Source organism: Citrobacter sp. GW821-FHT02E08, assembly GCF_059421685.1.
Genome location: NZ_JBWKVL010000005.1, coordinates 243,172 through 259,943 on the forward strand (window position 1 = coordinate 243,172; position 16,772 = coordinate 259,943).

Consider the following 16,772-nt stretch of genomic DNA (forward strand, 5'->3'; position numbering starts at 1 on the left):
CACAGACCATCCTCCGGCAATCAAAGATGAAAAAGCGCCGTCGTATTACGATACAGCGCATCGGCAATCACCTCTTCAGGCTCCGGGCGCAATTCGCATAACACCTCAAACACTCTGACGGCCTGCTCCGGACGATTCGGCTGCCCCTGAAAACCGTTCAGCGGCATGTCCGGTGCATCCGTTTCCAGCAGTAAAGCATCCAGCGGCAGTCGCGCCATGACGTCACGCGTTTTGCTGGCGCGAGGATACGTAATGGTGCCTCCCACGCCAATCTTATAGCCCAGTTGAACAAAGCGCCCGGCCTGTTGCAGGCTACCTGAGAAACCGTGTACCACGCCGGTACGTGGCAAATTCTGGCGCTTAAGATGCATCGCCAGCGTGTCGTGCGTGCGACGGGAGTGGAGGATCACCGGAAGATCATAACGTTTCGCCAGTTTCAGTTGCGCCTCCAGAATATACTCTTGCCTTGCGAACTGAGGATCGTCCCGGTAAAGATCCAGGCCAATCTCCCCTACCGCCACCACTTTCTGTGGGCGTTTCTCCAGGATCTGTTGGAGCTGATCCAGACAATGGTCAGCGTGATGTTCAATGACAATAGGGTGCAGACCGAGTGCGGCAAACAGCGGCGGGAACTGTTCCGCCAGCGCCAGCACACGTGAGAAGTTCGCCGACTCCGTTGCCGGGACGATGATTTTCCCGACGCCAGCATCTGCAGCGCGCTGAATACTGGCCACTTCATCGCCGCAAAAAGGCGGAAAATCAAAATGACAGTGCGTATCGATAAAACACCGGGTCACGCCAGATCCTCACTGTTGAACGATGTGTCATTGGCCTGCGGCGCACCACTCACGGTTTTCACATGCGCATCGTTAGCCACCGGAGCGGCTGGCACCACCACCCTTCCTGGAACCACAAGCTTCGGCGTATGGCGGATTAACGGCGGGTTTTCCGCCAGCAGTTTCCCCACCGTCGCCAGGAAATATCGCCCGCAAAGACGCCCGGTTTTGTAATCTTCACGCAGTGCCGGAATGCGACTCCCCAGCGCCATGCTTTGTAAAGGCTTTGGCGGGTAGATCTCAAAGATACGTAATTTACCCGGCGGCTTTTCTATAAAGCGCTGAATTGCGCTGTAACTGGCTTCGTGGTGCTTCACCAGATTGACCAGCGGTTGCAAACTACTTTCCCCCAGCCAGCGCTCCATGCGCTTAAACCATTGTGGCGTATAGTACATCTGCGAAGGGACGGTGCGGATCACCACCAGCGTTTTTGCCCCTTGCTTTGCTGCTTCACGAACAGGGATCGCATCGCTGACGCCGCCATCCAGATAGCTGATGCCATCGAGTTCGACGCCCGTTCGGTAGAATCCTGGAATGGCGCTGGAGGCGCGAAGAAGATCGAGCCAGTTTTGTTTCGTTGGCGAAAAATAGACCGGCGAGTAGTCATCGCCGCGACAGGCACACATGTAAAACTTTTTCCCCATTTCAAACAACTGCGACGCGTTATCCAGTGCCAGAGGCATCTGTCCGGCGCTCGACTCCACCAGCCAGTCGAGATCGATGAGATTTCCCCCGCGCACAAAGCGCACCGGATCAAAGAATTCGCGCTTCGTGGTGTAACGCATAATGATTTTGCGCCCATAGCCGGGCTGATTGCAGAGGTAAGCCGAGAGGTTTTGCGCCCCTGCGGAAGTGCCGAAGTAGAGATCAAAGGGGTTGAACTGCGCGCGCATGAACTCATCCAGCACCCCAGCGGTAAAAATCCCCCGCTGCCCTCCCCCTTCGCACACCAGCGCCATGCTGCCCGGGCGGAATGTGTTGATTGTTAACGGCGCTATATTGCCGAGCGTGACGGGTATTCGCTGCCCCACCTCTGCCTTCCTGTTCTTTTGTATTATAGAGCGACAAAGTAACGCAATTTTGCCTGTGCTAAAACCGTAAAAGCCAGTCCGCAAGACTGGCTTAGTATCAACAAAACGTTACGGATTGAGCGCTAGGGTCGTTTACGGCCCATAAACAGGCTGATCAGGAACAGGATAATCCCTACGACGAAGACAATTTTCGCTGCCCCTGCAGCGGTGCCGGCCAGTCCACCAAACCCCAGAGCGGCGGCAATTAACGCGATAACCAGAAATATAATGCCCCAACGAAACATAAGCCTCTCCTTTACCCTAGTTAATGTCGACCGCTTGAGATGAGCGCTCAGGCTGCTCATTGGCGATAGTTTGAGTGTGGTGCACAGTGCGCCTCCCGACAAAGTCAGGAGGGCAAATTACGAAGAATTACTGAGTTTTCAGATCATTTTTGACGCTTTTCACGCCATCAACCGCTTTGGCGATACTTTCAGCGCGCTCAATTTGCGCCTGAGAATCGACGGTACCGGAGAGCTGAACCACGCCATCGGTGGTCTCGACTTTCACTTTACGGGAGGGAACGGTGTCATCAGCCAGCAGCTTCGCTTTTATCTCGCTGGTGGTCGCCGTATCGCCTGCGTAGCCTTTCACGGAATCTGATTTGCTGTCACGAACATGAAGTTTGTCGCTGACGGAGCTCACGCCCTCAATGCCTTTTGCGACTTTGACAGCTTCTTCTGCCTGCGCCTGGCTTTCGACAAACCCACTGAGGGTCACCACTTTCTGGTCGGTTTTGACGGAGATATCGGTGCTCTTAATGCTTTCGTGGTCCACCAGTGCGGCTTTCACTTTCGCAGTGATGGTGCTGTCATCCATGAAATTACCGACTTTATTCATAGAGCTATCGATCTTTTGCCCTGCGCTTTCAGCCCCGGATTGCGCCTTATCCATCGTAGAGGTTTCTGCAAACGCAGAGCCTGTCGCGACAGCGGAGGTCAACATAACGGCCAGCAGAGTTTTAGAAATCTTAAGTCTTGTCATAGTCATCGATTTATTCCTGTATGGTTTGCTCATAATTTGAGCTCAGGCAACACGAGGCTGCATTGCTGAATGTGGTGAAAATCACCCAGTTCAGAAGTCAATGGCAGAGATCACAATCAGCAACTCTTATGATGAAGCTCTGCCCTGGTACCTTCTGAGTCAGTTTTTAATATCGTGATTTAAATTTGTGACAGTTTTAACAACCAACATTCACAAACCAGGCAGTCGTAAAAACCGTCAAAAATGTCATCACTTTGTTAAATATAGATCACAATCGCAAAATCGCTTGCTGAAGTGGTTAAAAAACAGGCAATCATAAGGAAAACAGAGGGATTTAAGAACATTCCGCAACGGGGGAAGAAGAGGGAAAACGTCGCAGAGCGCGGAGATACCGCGCTCTGGAAGGTAGATTAGTGCTCGCGGGTTTTACGGAACCGAACGTCAGGGTAACGTTCCTGCGTCAGGTTCAGGTTGACCATCGTTGGGGCGATATAGGTGAGGTTATCACCACCATCCAGCGCCAGCTGGATTTCGTTTTTACGTTTGAACTCTTCGAATTTCTTCACGTCAGAACATTCGACCCAGCGTGCGGTCGCCACGTTCACCGATTCGTAAATCGCTTCTACGTTGTATTCACTCTTCAGACGCGCAACCACTACGTCAAACTGCAGCACACCGACCGCGCCGACGATCAGATCGTTGTTGGCGATAGGACGGAAGACCTGCACCGCGCCCTCTTCAGAGAGCTGGACCAGGCCTTTCAGCAGCTGTTTTTGCTTGAGCGGATCTTTCAGGCGAATACGGCGGAACAGTTCCGGCGCGAAGTTCGGGATACCCGTGAACTTCATCATTTCGCCCTGGGTGAAGGTATCGCCAATCTGGATGGTGCCGTGGTTGTGCAGACCGATGATGTCGCCAGGGTAGGCTTCTTCAACGTGCGAACGGTCACCCGCCATAAAGGTCAGCGCATCGGAGATCACCACGTCTTTGCCAATACGCACCTGGCGCAGCTTCATGCCCTTTTCGTATTTACCTGAAACGACACGCATAAAGGCAACGCGGTCACGGTGTTTCGGGTCCATGTTGGCCTGAATTTTAAAGACGAAACCGGTGAATTTCTCTTCTGAGGCTTCCACCAGACGGGAGTCAGTTTTGCGCGGCATCGGTTGTGGCGCCCATTCCACCAGACCGTCCAGCATGTGATCCACGCCGAAGTTCCCCAGTGCGGTACCGAAGAACACCGGCGTGATTTCGCCCGCCAGGAACAGCTCATGATCGAATTCGTGAGATGCGCCTTTGACCAGCTCCAGCTCATCGCGCAGTTGTTGCGCCAGCTCTTCACCGACTGCGGTATCCAGATCCGGGTTATCCAGACCTTTCACGATGCGCACTTCCTGGATGGTGTGACCTTTACCGGTCTGGTACAGATAGGTTTCGTCTTTATAGAGGTGGTAAACGCCCTTGAACAGCTTACCGCAGCCAATCGGCCAGGTAATTGGCGCACAGGCGATTTTCAGCTCGCGCTCCACTTCATCCATCACTTCCATCGGATCACGGATGTCACGGTCGAGTTTGTTCATAAAGGTGAGGATCGGCGTATCACGCAGACGGGTCACTTCCATCAGCTTACGGGTACGGTCTTCTACACCTTTCGCGGCGTCGATCACCATCAGGCAGCAGTCAACCGCCGTCAGCGTACGATACGTATCTTCCGAGAAGTCTTCGTGCCCTGGGGTGTCCAGCAGGTTTACCAGACAATCATGATACGGAAACTGCATCACAGAGGTGGTAATAGAGATACCACGCTGCTTTTCCATCTCCATCCAGTCTGATTTCGCATGCTGACTGGAGCCACGACCTTTTACAGTACCGGCGGTCTGGATAGCCTGTCCGAACAACAACACCTTTTCGGTGATAGTAGTTTTACCAGCATCCGGGTGAGAAATAATGGCAAAAGTGCGGCGTTTGGCCACCTCTTGCAGATAAGGAGACAACGTCATAGTCAAATCTTCTTAGGTAAGCACGGCTAAGGCCGCGCATGTTGAATACGAAAAATGCGGCTATTTTACCCATCAACAGGGGGGAGGCAATCAGTGTTTACACAGGAGCTGCTCCAGTTCGCTTAATGACGTCACCGTCCAGGTCGGTTCAATCCCCGCAGGCTGGTCACGATGATGTGCGTTCAACCAGCAGGTGGATAGCCCGGAATTGATACCACCCAGAATATCGGACTCTGCGGTATCGCCTACCATCAGCACGCGAGAACGGTCAGGATTGCCCGCCTGCTCCAGCGCATAATCAAAAATACGCGGGTCCGGTTTCGCCACGCCAACCTGTTCAGAGATGACCAACAGATCAAAATAGTCGCGCAGTCCGGTACGCTCAAGGCGAATTTGCTGCAACGCGGTAAATCCATTGGTAATAATGCCAATTTTCGTTTTACCGCGAATGGCGTTGAGCAGCGAGACAGCCCCCGGTAACGGCGAACAAATTTCCGCCATCGCATTAATAAATGCGTCATTAAGCTGGCCCGACGGCACATTCAAACGTTCAGCCCAGTCCAGGAAACGCGCGTGTTGCAACTGTAATGAGGTAATCGCACCGTTTTGATAATCCACCCACAGAGGTTTATTGACGGCCTGGTAGTCCTGAAAATCTTCAGCGGTAAAGGTCACGCTATAGTCGAGAAACATCCGCTGTAAGCCGGTGAAGGAATCGAACGTAAACAGCGTTTCATCGGCATCAAAGAAAATCCAGTCCCACTTCATCATTACACCTTGCCTCTTTTTTACATACTTATAGGAAGTGCCATTATGACGGCGTCCTCACGCCCGTCCGCCGTCGGATAATAGTTGCGGCGGATCGTTGCCTCGTTAAAGCCTAAGCTTTCATACAGCGCGATGGCGGCAACGTTAGAGGCGCGGACTTCCAGCCACAGCGTCAGAATGCCGCGTTTTTCCAGTTCATCAATGAGATGATCCAGCAGCGCCCGCCCCAATCCCCGACGTTGAAAATCCGGGTCGACGGCAATATTAAACAGCGTCGCTTCATCCAGTACGACTTGCGTAATGGCAAAAGCCGCCAGCCTCCCGTCTACCGTCAATTGATAGTTGAGGTAGCGCTCGCCCTGATTGCTGGCAAAAGTGTGTTCGCTCCACGGAAACGCATGGGCGCGTTTTTCAATCTGAAAGGCTGCAGGGAGATCAGTCGGATTGAGGGTAGAAATCGTGTTCATATGCGCAGATTTGTTGCCATAGTGCGGCGCGTGCCGTTGGGTTTGCCCGAATTTCATTAAACGCAGGAGTTGAGACCTGTGCGCCTTCCAGTAACAGCGGTTCTTCAGTCCCCAGTCGCCAGCTGTTGCAGCGACTCCCCTGCGGTAGCATCGTGACGCGGTCAGGCGTCAGTTGCAGTACCTGGTCTGGGCTAAGGGTCAACGCGCGTAAAATATCACTCATCAGCGGGTCGTTCAGCGCCGGTAAGTCCGCGGCAACCATGACCAGACGAACGTGTGCAGGAATTGAAATCGCGATCTCGCCCTGCAGCGCGCCAGGGCGGCGCAGCGACCACTGCGTAATGCCCAGTTGCTGTAACTGCCAGTCTCGTCGGGATGTCATAGCGAAACGCTCCTGTCTGTCAGGGGCGCAAATATAGCAAATTCGTCGAAACTGCGCCAACAAACAACTATAATCGCCGCCTGGAACAATAGAGGAATTTTTCATGTCTGCTTTTACCCCGGCAAGTGAAGTCTTGCTACGTCACAGTGATGATTTCGAACAAAGCCGTATTCTGTTTGCCGGAGATTTGCAGGATGACCTGCCTGCCCGCTTCGAAAGTGCCGCCAGCCGCGTGCATACTCAACAGTTTCACCACTGGCAGGTGTTGAGCCGCCAGATGGGTGACAACGCGCGTTTTAGCCTGGTGGCGGAAGCCAGCGATGTCGCCGACTGCGACACATTCATCTACTACTGGCCGAAGAACAAACCGGAAGCGCAGTTTCAGCTGATGAACATATTGTCACTGCTGCCTGTCGGCACGGACATTTTTGTGGTGGGTGAAAACCGTAGCGGTGTGCGCAGCGCAGAGCAGATGCTGGCCGAATACGCGCCATTGAATAAAGTCGATAGCGCGCGCCGCTGCGGCCTGTATCACGGTCGTCTGGAAAAACAGCCGGTCTTTAATGCCGATGCATTCTGGGGTGAATATACTTGCGAAGGGCTTACCATTAAAACCCTGCCTGGCGTGTTTAGCCGTGACGGTCTGGATGTCGGCAGCCAGCTTTTGCTCTCAACGTTGACGCCACACACCAAAGGCAAAGTTCTGGATGTTGGCTGTGGCGCAGGCGTGCTGTCTGTCGCATTAGCAAGCCACTCTCCGAAAGTGCGTCTGACCCTGTGTGATGTTTCCGCGCCTGCGGTTGAAGCCAGCCGTGCAACGCTTGCAGCGAACGGCATTGAAGGTGACGTATTTGCCAGCAATGTGTTCTCGGAAGTGACGGGTCGTTTTGACATGATCATCTCCAACCCGCCTTTCCATGATGGTGTACAGACCAGTCTTGACGCTGCACAAACGTTAATTCGCGGCGCCGTTCGCCATTTGAACAGCGGCGGAGAGTTGCGGATTGTCGCCAATGCCTTCCTGCCGTATCCAAAAGTGCTGGATGAGACGTTTGGCTTCCACGAAGTCATCGCACAAACCGGCCGCTTTAAGGTATACCGCACGGTGATGACCCGTCAGGCGAAGAAGGCCTGATTTACTAAATGTGAAGACCGGACCTGATGCTTGCATCTGTCATCCGGTCGCCACAGGCCAGGCCATTTTTACAGCAATCAATTCGTCCCACGTAATTAACTATTGACGAACAGCTGAAAACCACTAGAATGCGCCTCCGTGGTAGTGATTCTTTTTTTAAGAATCGATGGTATGCGAAGGTGGCGGAATTGGTAGACGCGCTAGCTTCAGGTGTTAGTGTCCTTACGGACGTGGGGGTTCAAGTCCCCCCCCTCGCACCATAATCCACGTTGATATTGCTCGCACTGGGCGAAGGTGGCGGAATTGGTAGACGCGCTAGCTTCAGGTGTTAGTGTTCTTACGGACGTGGGGGTTCAAGTCCCCCCCCTCGCACCAACGAGGCGATATCAAAAAGTAAGATAACTGTGCGAAGGTGGCGGAATTGGTAGACGCGCTAGCTTCAGGTGTTAGTGTCCTTACGGACGTGGGGGTTCAAGTCCCCCCCCTCGCACCAATTATCTTATTTCCCACGCTGTTTTCTTCCTTCTGTGTTTTATCCCTGATTCCCGTTGATCACCACCAGCATAATACCGCTCACCAGCGCAACACATGATGGCAGCAACACAAAGTGTCGTAACTGCTTGTGATATAACATCAATGAAGTCAGTAGTAATCCTGACACAATCATCGCTTTCCATGCTGCGAGAGACAGATCGGTAAACGCCAGCCCGGTAATAATCATTCCCGGCAACAATATCCCCCATCCACTGCCCAGCGCACGTTGCAACATGGTTTTACCTCTGACACCAATAATGATAATCAATATCATATGATATATTTTCTCATCTGTCAGCATGCCGCATTCGTCGCATCCATGAGTTTTACTAAACGATAGATGACATAAATTTGGCAAGGTGATAAATTGCTCGCTGGTTAACTAACGAACACCATAAAACGTATACCTATGTGAGTTTCTTCCTCGCACGTTATTTTTCACTTTAGCAACCCACTCAACGTATCCTGCAGATTAATAACGATATTCAGATATGACAGCACAATCCTGGCGATCACTGCGCACCAAGAAATATCAATTTTCACTCCGCCTGTTTCTGTTTCTTAACGCTGCATCGGCACTGTTTGCATTAGCATTTCCTCTTTTTGAGGTCAGCACACTTCCCGCCCCTGCGATTTTTATCGTTGCCGCAAGCACGCTGTTATTGGTCTGGCATGGAAAATACGCCGATAAAAAAATCAGTCTTCCCGTCGTATCCCTGATATTTGGCATACTGTGGGCGAGTCATATTGCAATGAAATACAGGATGTTAGGTCATAGTGATGACTCTTTTTTAATGATTTCCCTGCTGAGCGTGTTATTTATTGGCTCCATTGCTTTTGCTAACAACATCATCGCGTTTACGCTTCACTCGTTACCTTCGGTGTTTGTCTGCTTATGGCTTAATGGCCATGAGCACGGAATACGGATCCTCTATTTAATGGCCTTGCCGATGGCAGGTATTGCCATTCAGAATGTGATCCAAAAGCGCTATGACCGCTTTGCCCAACAGCTGATGTACAAATTGCTGGAAGAGAGGGAGACACTGAACGGTCTGAGCATGCTGGATCCGTTGACCGGTTTGTACAATCGTCGCGGTCTGCAAAATAAGCTGGATACCCTGCTAGCCCTGGACACCCGCGGGCACTACGTCTTACTTCTCGATATCGACCACTTCAAAGCCTACAACGATCATTACGGGCATATGATGGGCGATCAGGCGCTGATTCGCGTCTCTGCGGCTATTCGTGATGCCGTCCGTTCACGGGATATTGTCACCCGTTTTGGTGGCGAAGAATTCATGGTTCTGCTGACTGCAGCGGATCAACTACAGGCGCGAGTCACCGCCGAACAGATTCGCCAAAAAGTCTACGATCTCGAGATCCCGCATATGTTTAATGAGAGTACCGCGACAAATGTCACCATCAGCATCGGCATTGCGCCATTGGTCGATCAGGACATTGATGGCGCGATCTCCCGAGCCGATAAAGCGCTGTATGAAGCAAAAAACCAGGGGCGAAATAATACGCTGGTTTTCGATGAGCTCCCCCTCCCCTGATGGTTTAATCGTGCTACGCCGCAGAGGATAGCGACAAAGCACTTGCCATCGTTTCGCTCTATCGCTAGGATTCGTAATCATTATCATTTAGATTACTATCCAGATATAGCGCTATGGCCTATCGCTCTGCTCCCATTATTGAAGATGTCATCTGGCAAGCTCATCTCCCGTCGGGGGAGCCAACGCTTGCCGATACTGTGCGTGAAACGATCGCGCAAACCCGCGAGCATCTACTGGAATTTATTCGTCTTGATGAACCCGCCCCGCAAGGCGTCATGACGCTGGCCCAGTGGTCTACTCCCAGCGCGTTAAGCTCTTTGCTGGCGATATATTCCGATCACATCTATCGCAATCAACCCACACAACCGCGCGAAAATAAACCGCTGATTTCACTGTGGGCGCAATGGTATATCGGACTGATGGTTCCCCCGCTGATGCTTGCCCTGCTCACTCAGGAAAAAGCCATTGATGTTTCTCCTGAATATGTCAGCGTTGAGTTTCATGAAACGGGACGGGCAGCCTGTTTCTGGATTGACGTGCACCAGGATCACCAGGCGACGTTGCACTCTCCCCAGCAACGCCTGGAAACGCTGATCCTCCGGGCGTTAATGCCCATCGTTCAGGCGCTGGAAGCTACCGGAGAGATTAATAGCAAACTCATCTGGAGCAACACCGGGTATTTGATCCACTGGTATCTGACAGAAATGAAACCGTTACTGGGAGAAGAGCTGTTGGCGACACTGCGCCAGACCTGCTTTTTCGAGAAAAAGCTATCTGGCGGTGAAGATAACCCCCTGTGGCGAACTGTCGTTCCACGCGAAGGGCTTTTGGTGCGCAGAACCTGCTGCCAGCGCTATCGCCTTCCTGATGTTCAGCAGTGTGGTGACTGTACGTTAAAATAAGCAAGGAGCCATCGCCCCTTGCTTTTTCGCCTTATGCAACCTGCTGACTTTCCTCTTCCGTACGCTGAGCTTCTTCAGCTTCCTGCGCCAGCAACTGTTTCTCGTATACTTTGAAGAACGGGAAATAAATAATAGCGGACACTAACGCCAACACCACCACCAGCACTGCCGCACGATAATCCCAGCCTAATGCCCAGGCAGCCCCTACCGGCGCTGGTGCGGTCCACGGAACAACGGAAATCACGCGTCCAATCAAGTCGAGTTTCATTGCCGCCCAGGCCAGTATCGCGTTAACCATCGGCGCGAGCAGGAACGGAATAAAAAAGACCGGGTTCATCACAATCGGCGTACCGAAAATGACAGGCTCGTTAATGTTGAAAATGCTGGGAACCACACTCAAACGACCAATGGATCGCAGGTGCACAGAACGGCTACGCAGATAGCAAATCACCAGCCCCATTGTCGCACCGGACCCGCCCACAACAATAAAGAACGTCCAGAACGCTTCCATGAAGATGTGCGGCAGCGGTGCGCCCTGCGCCAACGCGGTCTGGTTCATCCCAAGATTGGTCAGCCAGAACATTTGCAGCATTCCGGAGACAATCGCGGCGCCATGTATCCCCGCAAACCACAACAGATGGCCAATCAATACCGCGAGCAAAATTGCAGGCAGGGAGTCAGCCGCTGAGACCAGTGGCTTAAAGATCGCCATGATGGCCTGTGGGATCAGCATATCGAACTGCGCCTGGATCAACAGGCTCAGAGGGTACAGCGTGAGGACAACCACTAACACCGGAATCAGCAGATCAAAAGAGTTTTTGATCATCGGGGGAACCTGATCCGGCAAGCGAATACCGATATTGTGCGCTTTCAGAAAACGCATCATTTCGACGCAGTAAATCGCCACCAGGATCGCGGTAAAAATACCGGTGCCTCCGAGGCTGTCAACCGGCAGGGAGCCTTTCGTTTTTGGAGCAGCAATCAGTAAAAACGCCATGATCGAGAGCATCGCGCACATAAAAGGATCTAACTGATGCGACTTAACGTAGTGTTTCCCCAGGTTGTATGCGATGGCCGCGCAAATGTAGATGGACATGATCCCCATCGTCATATCAAACGGCGTGAGTATCTGACCTTCAAATTGCTTTGCCATATCCAGCCACGCACGGGCAAACCCCCAGGAGGTATCCGGAGAAAAAGGAGGATAGGCAAATACCAGCAGGAACGATCCGACAATCATAAACGGCATTGCCGAGATAAACCCATCGCGGATCGCCATCACGTGGCGCTGTGAGGATATACGCCCGGCAACGGGGCTAACATAGTTTTCAACAAACCGAAAAATCACATTAAACACAGCATGGTTGGTAGACATATCCGCTCTCCAGTCCGTCAAAACAACGTAGATATGCAGGCAGCAGCAACACCGCCACGTAAGAATCCATTACCACTTTTCGCAACCGTGCCGGAATAAAGACCCGTGATACAGCGTAGAGAATTAAGTTTCATAGGTGGCTCTTATTATGTGATACAGAGGAAGTGACAATTTTAGTATTAATCTCTCCCACCCGTACCGCAACCGGTTACTGTAACCGGTTTCTGCGATTGTGAAGAGGATCTAATATTTGTGCATGTTACTGGATTGTTACTTTAAAATATTTACAGCGGTACTTTCCTTATGACAAATTACGCCACGCAGTTTTCCAAAGAACAGGGGCTGCTTACACCGCGTCAGGAGGAATGAATGAGTCTGCAATCTGTACGGCAATTTCTGGCCGAATATGCCCCCGATATTGAAATTATCGAATTAGATCAGAGCACAGCAACGGTTGAACTGGCTGCAAGAGCCCATAATGTGGAGCCGGGACAAATTGCAAAAACGCTTTCCCTAAAGGTGAAAGACAACATTATTTTGGTTGTCGCCAAAGGTGATGTCCGCCTGGACAACAAGAAGCTCAAAGAAACATTTGGGGCGAAAGCGCGTATGCTCAGTTTTGATGAGGTGGTGAGTGCAACAGGTCATCCGCCTGGCGGCGTCTGTCCTTTTGGTCTGGAAACGCCTCTGCCAGTCTATTGCGATGTCTCCCTCAGGCATTACACAGAGGTATTGCCTGCTGCTGGCGCAACGAATAGTGCAATAAGAATCGCACCTGAAAGGATGGCCGAGTTGACTTCAGCGACCTGGATTGATGTCTGCCAGTGATCCGCCGTCAAGTCTGAAGGATGCGCCTCGTTCGCCATTTCAGGTACACAGCGCTATGCCGTGTGCAGCGCAGAACGGGGGTCAAGGGCGCGCAGAGACAGCAAGATATCCGCCGCATCCAGCAACCCGGCATCAGAACTCACGCCCAGCTTGGACATCACATTAAATTTATGTGCCCGGATCGTTTTGATATTACGTTCAAGCTGCACGGCTATTTGAACCATCGAATAGCCGTGCGACATAAACCGTAAAATTTCACGCTCAGTAGGACTAATCATACGGCTCTGACTGGTAAACCAAAGATTGCTGCTGCTTTCCGTCACCCGACGTGCGCCATTCAGCGCTAAAGATAACTGTTCTTGTAAACTACTCAGCGGCGATGACTTACTTAATACGCCATCCAGTTGCGAGGGTGACAGAGAGCCAATAAGACGGGCTTCATCATCGTCGTCGGCAATGACCAGTCTGCGCATACGCGGGAAATCGATCGCCAGTTCCGTCAGGCACGCCAACCCAACCCGACGATCTTCTCGTATTGCCGAAAGTGAGAAGATAACCGCAGAAAAAGGTGTATTAACCATCGCCGCTTTAAATTCAGACTGATTAGAAAAGAGATGAAGCTGATAGAGACATTCAGGATCTGAATTAAATAAACTCTTAATACCAATACTGCTCATTGCGCACTTTTCTACCAGTGCGACATTTCTCTTGATGATTCTTTTTTCCATTCCGTGGTATCTCCATATACTGAAGGTAAGTTCAGTTCTCTTGCTCCTTGAGAACTGTTAATCCATGCATACATTTCAGCATTACTGTGTATGGACAAACGACGCATGGCACTGTTTTTCTGAGCACTGATAGTTTTATTACTCTTCTTCAACAACGTCGCTATTTGATTAATTCCCCAGCCTTTTCCGAGAAGCCGTAATACTTTACGCTCCGATAGCGTAAGAACCATCGACTGCCCACCATATTCCGTCATCTCTTGCAGTGTCGGAAACATCAGCGCTTTACTGATTCGCTCAGCGCTATAATTGCCTGAACGAATGGCATTAATCACGCTTTCGACCGGATCCTCATCAGAGAGCAACGTCGTTGCAGGTCCCATCAATAGCTCAACGGCCGAAGGATAGTAAGTGCGGGAAACGAGAAAAATCCAATGAATATCACGATATTGCGTTAATAGCGTATAAAACTGTTCACAAACAACACGAGGTTGATTGCACTCCCCCGTTAAATCAACCAACACCAGTTCAGAGCGGCGCAGTTGCATCAACGTGAGCTCTTCTACTGAACGGCAGAATGTTAACTCATGATCGGGAAAGTGACCCAGAAAGACGCCTCTTAGTCCGGCCTGGATAACGGGTATTTTACTGATAACAATTCCATTTTTGTAGCGTCCTGGCAACATATTCCCTCCATATTCACATCCTTTCTTATTTTCACCCCTATTAATAAACCAAACATATAAATAGCGAGATGAAATTAAAATTAATTAACAATGTGAATTATTCCGTTATTTTATTTTTATACATTGTGACTGCGACCATACCAGAACCCACATAGTATAAGATCCTCTGAACATTATCACATAGTGTTTTATAAAAACAATTCCCGGACAATTAAATTAACCAAATTTAATTGTCGAATATTTTAAGGTGAATTAATTTCGTTTAATAAATTAACAATATGTATTTGGCAACATCTACTTATCTTCCCTTATGAATAAAGAGGAAATCTGCCACATCAGTAATCCCCATATAATCATAATGCTAGCAACAGGCGGGTGCGGAATATCGTCGGTGTACTTCACGTTACCCCTCCTCATTGACACAACCTGATCAATGCACTGCAATGATGAGTCTAATCGCAAAACGGAGGGCGACACGGTTCAAATGTTCAAACCCATCGCCCTGACGTTTTTTTCAACACAAAGATTGATCCGGGCCAGAGCCAACGGACTCATACTTCGTGTTACAAAGAAGACTTTGTCATTTTTACCCGTCTTTTCAATCAGGGCGAGTCATGCAAACAGAGCAGTTGTTACAACGAACGGTTACACGGTTATGTATTCAATGCGGGCTTTTTTTATTGCAGCACGGGGCAGAAAGCGCACTGGTTGATGAACTCTCCACGCGTCTGGGTCTGGCGCTAGGGATGGACAGCGTAGAAAGCGCCATCTCTTCTAACGCCATCGTTCTCACCACCATTAAAGACGGCCACTGTCTGACGTCGACGCGGAAGAATCAGGATCGTGGCATTAATATGCACGTTGTCACGGAAGTTCAACACATTGTGATTCTGGCCGAACACAAACTCCTGGACTGCCGGGGAGTCGAGAAGCGTTTTAGCCAAATCAGACCGCTGCGTTATCCGCGATGGCTGGTGGCTCTCATGGTCGGACTTTCCTGCGCCTGTTTCTGCAAACTGAATAAGGGCGGATGGGACGGCGCCGTGATCACCTTTTTCGCCAGTATGGTGGCCATGTATATCCGTCAGTTTCTGGCGCACCGACATCTCCACCCGCAAATCAACTTTTGTATAACCGCCTTTGTTGCCACAACCATCTCCGGTCTGTTACTGCGTCTGGATACGTTCAGCCAAACCCCGACCATCGCGATGGCGGCCAGCGTGCTGCTGCTGGTACCGGGATTTCCGTTAATCAACTCTGTCGCGGATATGTTTAAAGGTCACATTAATACCGGGCTGGCGCGCTGGGCAATCGCCAGCCTGTTGACGCTGGCGACCTGTGTGGGCGTCGTGATGGCTTTAACCTTATGGGGGCTTCGCGGATGGGTGTAATTGAGTTCGTTCTTGCCCTTATGCAGGACATGATTTTGTCGGCAATCCCTGCCGTCGGGTTTGCGATGGTCTTTAACGTTCCACACCGTGCGCTGCCCTGGTGCGCCCTGCTGGGTGCGCTGGGCCACGGCTCACGGATGGTGATGATGACCGCCGGGTTTAACATTGAATGGTCGACCTTTATGGCGTCGCTGTTGGTCGGCAGCATCGGTATCCAGTGGTCGCGCTGGTATCTGGCGCACCCGAAGGTCTTCACCGTCGCGGCAGTCATCCCTATGTTCCCGGGGATCTCCGCCTACACAGCAATGATTTCCGCCGTTAAGATCGGCCATTTTGGTTACAGCGATCCTCTGATGATCACCTTGCTGACCAATTTCCTGAAAGCATCTTCTATTGTCGGCGCGCTCTCCATTGGGCTTTCCGTGCCGGGGCTTTGGTTGTACCGCAAACGCCCACGCGTTTGATTCGCCCTCCTCTGGCATCACTTTGTGAATAAGAGGCGGTGACCCCGCCTCCCTGCCGCTTCTGGTCATCGGTGTGTTACTATAAAAACAGTCTCCCTTCTCGGTTGTTGTTCCGTATTGAGAAACATTATGTCTTGCAGAATTTTAACCCCGGACGTCATCGGTATTGACGCATTAGTCCACGATCACAACGCCGTGCTGGCGAAATCGGCTGGCGGCGCGGTCGCGGTATTTGCCAATAACGTGCCCGCATTTTATGCCGTCACGCCTGCCCGTCTGGCAGAATTGCTGGCGCTGGAAGAAAAACTGTCGCGCCCGGGAAGCGACATCACGCTGGACGCGCAGTTTTACGAAGAACCGCAGGCCGCGCCCGTTGCGGTCCCGATGGGGAAATTTGCGATGTATCCTGCCTGGCAGCCGGACGCCGACTTCCAGCGTCAGGCGGCATTATGGGGCATCGCGTTACGAGAGCCGGCGACAGCGGAAGAGCTGGCGTCATTTGTGGCTTACTGGCAGGCGGAAGGCAAGGTCTTTCACCATGTTCAGTGGCAGCAAAAGCTGGCGCGCAGTCTCCAGATTGGCCGGTCCAGCAATGGCGGGATGCCCAAACGTGATGTGAATAGCATTAGCGAACCTGACAACCACATTCCACCGGGATTTAGAGGGTAA

19 protein-coding genes and 3 tRNA genes are annotated in these 16,772 nt (G+C 51.3%); 10 read left to right on the forward strand and 12 right to left on the reverse strand.

The window, feature by feature from the left end; translation table 11 throughout:
- Window positions 1-20: 20 nt before the first annotated feature.
- The 8 genes from AC07UY_RS09540 to AC07UY_RS09575 form a co-directional block, all read right to left on the reverse strand.
- A complete protein-coding gene (locus AC07UY_RS09540) occupies window positions 21-797 on the reverse strand; it encodes a metal-dependent hydrolase (RefSeq protein WP_494701060.1) in 777 nt (258 codons plus the stop codon).
- The gene (locus AC07UY_RS09545; protein WP_494659990.1) at window positions 794-1,867 is read right to left on the reverse strand and encodes a patatin-like phospholipase family protein; all 1,074 of its coding nucleotides are present in this window, start codon (window positions 1,865-1,867) and stop codon (window positions 794-796) included. Before AC07UY_RS09545 ends, AC07UY_RS09540 begins: the two co-directional genes overlap by 4 nt.
- Window positions 1,868-1,989: 122 nt before the next feature.
- The gene (locus AC07UY_RS09550) at window positions 1,990-2,151 is read right to left on the reverse strand and encodes a DUF1328 domain-containing protein (RefSeq protein WP_162380798.1); all 162 of its coding nucleotides are present in this window, start codon (window positions 2,149-2,151) and stop codon (window positions 1,990-1,992) included.
- Window positions 2,152-2,278: 127 nt separating this feature from the next.
- Window positions 2,279-2,896, reverse strand: a complete 618-nt coding sequence (osmY, locus tag AC07UY_RS09555; protein WP_192610976.1) for a molecular chaperone OsmY — start codon at window positions 2,894-2,896, stop codon at window positions 2,279-2,281.
- A gap of 404 nt (window positions 2,897-3,300) precedes the next feature.
- Window positions 3,301-4,890 (reverse strand): peptide chain release factor 3, encoded by a 1,590-nt coding sequence (prfC, locus tag AC07UY_RS09560; RefSeq protein ID WP_203359008.1) that lies wholly within the window; start codon window positions 4,888-4,890, stop codon window positions 3,301-3,303.
- Between the two features lie 90 nt (window positions 4,891-4,980).
- Window positions 4,981-5,658, reverse strand: a complete 678-nt coding sequence (gene yjjG, locus AC07UY_RS09565; protein WP_203361323.1) for a pyrimidine 5'-nucleotidase — start codon at window positions 5,656-5,658, stop codon at window positions 4,981-4,983.
- A gap of 20 nt (window positions 5,659-5,678) precedes the next feature.
- Entirely contained in the window at window positions 5,679-6,125 is a 447-nt protein-coding gene (gene rimI, locus AC07UY_RS09570; protein WP_203359009.1) for a ribosomal protein S18-alanine N-acetyltransferase, read from the reverse strand.
- Window positions 6,094-6,507 (reverse strand): DNA polymerase III subunit psi, encoded by a 414-nt coding sequence (locus AC07UY_RS09575; RefSeq protein ID WP_494701059.1) that lies wholly within the window; start codon window positions 6,505-6,507, stop codon window positions 6,094-6,096. The genes rimI and AC07UY_RS09575 overlap by 32 nt, the downstream gene beginning before the upstream one ends.
- Window positions 6,508-6,610: 103 nt before the next feature.
- Between AC07UY_RS09575 and rsmC the strand changes: the two genes are divergently transcribed.
- The 4 genes from rsmC (at window position 6,611) to AC07UY_RS09595 (ending at window position 8,135) form a co-directional block, all read left to right on the forward strand.
- Entirely contained in the window at window positions 6,611-7,642 is a 1,032-nt protein-coding gene (gene rsmC, locus AC07UY_RS09580; RefSeq protein WP_494659988.1) for a 16S rRNA (guanine(1207)-N(2))-methyltransferase RsmC, read from the forward strand.
- A 173-nt stretch (window positions 7,643-7,815) separates the two neighbouring features.
- A tRNA-Leu gene (locus AC07UY_RS09585) sits at window positions 7,816-7,902 on the forward strand.
- A 28-nt stretch (window positions 7,903-7,930) separates the two neighbouring features.
- Window positions 7,931-8,017, forward strand: a tRNA-Leu gene (locus tag AC07UY_RS09590).
- A gap of 31 nt (window positions 8,018-8,048) precedes the next feature.
- Window positions 8,049-8,135, forward strand: a tRNA-Leu gene (locus AC07UY_RS09595).
- A 39-nt stretch (window positions 8,136-8,174) separates the two neighbouring features.
- On the opposite strand, the gene AC07UY_RS09600 is transcribed toward AC07UY_RS09595, so the two are convergent.
- Entirely contained in the window at window positions 8,175-8,450 is a 276-nt protein-coding gene (locus tag AC07UY_RS09600; RefSeq protein WP_494661500.1) for a DUF1435 domain-containing protein, read from the reverse strand.
- Between the two features lie 217 nt (window positions 8,451-8,667).
- On the opposite strand from AC07UY_RS09600, the gene AC07UY_RS09605 reads away from it, so the two are divergent.
- The gene (locus AC07UY_RS09605) at window positions 8,668-9,732 is read left to right on the forward strand and encodes a GGDEF domain-containing protein (protein ID WP_494661499.1); all 1,065 of its coding nucleotides are present in this window, start codon (window positions 8,668-8,670) and stop codon (window positions 9,730-9,732) included.
- A 113-nt stretch (window positions 9,733-9,845) separates the two neighbouring features.
- A complete protein-coding gene (fhuF, locus tag AC07UY_RS09610) occupies window positions 9,846-10,634 on the forward strand; it encodes a siderophore-iron reductase FhuF (protein ID WP_494661498.1) in 789 nt (262 codons plus the stop codon).
- 31 nt (window positions 10,635-10,665) lie between these two features.
- Here the strand turns inward: fhuF and AC07UY_RS09615 are convergent, their stop codons facing one another.
- Window positions 10,666-12,009 (reverse strand): PTS sugar transporter subunit IIC, encoded by a 1,344-nt coding sequence (locus AC07UY_RS09615; protein WP_494701058.1) that lies wholly within the window; start codon window positions 12,007-12,009, stop codon window positions 10,666-10,668.
- 369 nt (window positions 12,010-12,378) lie between these two features.
- Between AC07UY_RS09615 and AC07UY_RS09620 the strand changes: the two genes are divergently transcribed.
- The gene (locus tag AC07UY_RS09620; protein WP_494661496.1) at window positions 12,379-12,837 is read left to right on the forward strand and encodes a YbaK/EbsC family protein; all 459 of its coding nucleotides are present in this window, start codon (window positions 12,379-12,381) and stop codon (window positions 12,835-12,837) included.
- A 53-nt stretch (window positions 12,838-12,890) separates the two neighbouring features.
- Here the strand turns inward: AC07UY_RS09620 and bglJ are convergent, their stop codons facing one another.
- The gene (bglJ, locus tag AC07UY_RS09625) at window positions 12,891-13,565 is read right to left on the reverse strand and encodes a DNA-binding transcriptional activator BglJ (RefSeq protein ID WP_203359016.1); all 675 of its coding nucleotides are present in this window, start codon (window positions 13,563-13,565) and stop codon (window positions 12,891-12,893) included.
- Window positions 13,526-14,248 (reverse strand): helix-turn-helix domain-containing protein, encoded by a 723-nt coding sequence (locus tag AC07UY_RS09630; protein ID WP_203359017.1) that lies wholly within the window; start codon window positions 14,246-14,248, stop codon window positions 13,526-13,528. Before AC07UY_RS09630 ends, bglJ begins: the two co-directional genes overlap by 40 nt.
- 614 nt (window positions 14,249-14,862) lie before the next feature.
- Here AC07UY_RS09630 and AC07UY_RS09635 point away from each other — a divergent pair.
- From AC07UY_RS09635 to dnaT, 3 genes are all read left to right on the forward strand, one after another.
- Window positions 14,863-15,639, forward strand: a complete 777-nt coding sequence (locus AC07UY_RS09635; protein WP_203359018.1) for a threonine/serine exporter family protein — start codon at window positions 14,863-14,865, stop codon at window positions 15,637-15,639.
- Window positions 15,630-16,103: a threonine/serine exporter gene (locus tag AC07UY_RS09640; protein ID WP_494661495.1), complete on the forward strand. Its 474-nt coding sequence runs from the start codon at window positions 15,630-15,632 to the stop codon at window positions 16,101-16,103. Before AC07UY_RS09635 ends, AC07UY_RS09640 begins: the two co-directional genes overlap by 10 nt.
- A 129-nt stretch (window positions 16,104-16,232) precedes the next feature.
- Complete coding sequence (gene dnaT, locus AC07UY_RS09645) at window positions 16,233-16,772, forward strand: primosomal protein DnaT (RefSeq protein ID WP_203359019.1); 540 nt, start codon at window positions 16,233-16,235, stop codon at window positions 16,770-16,772.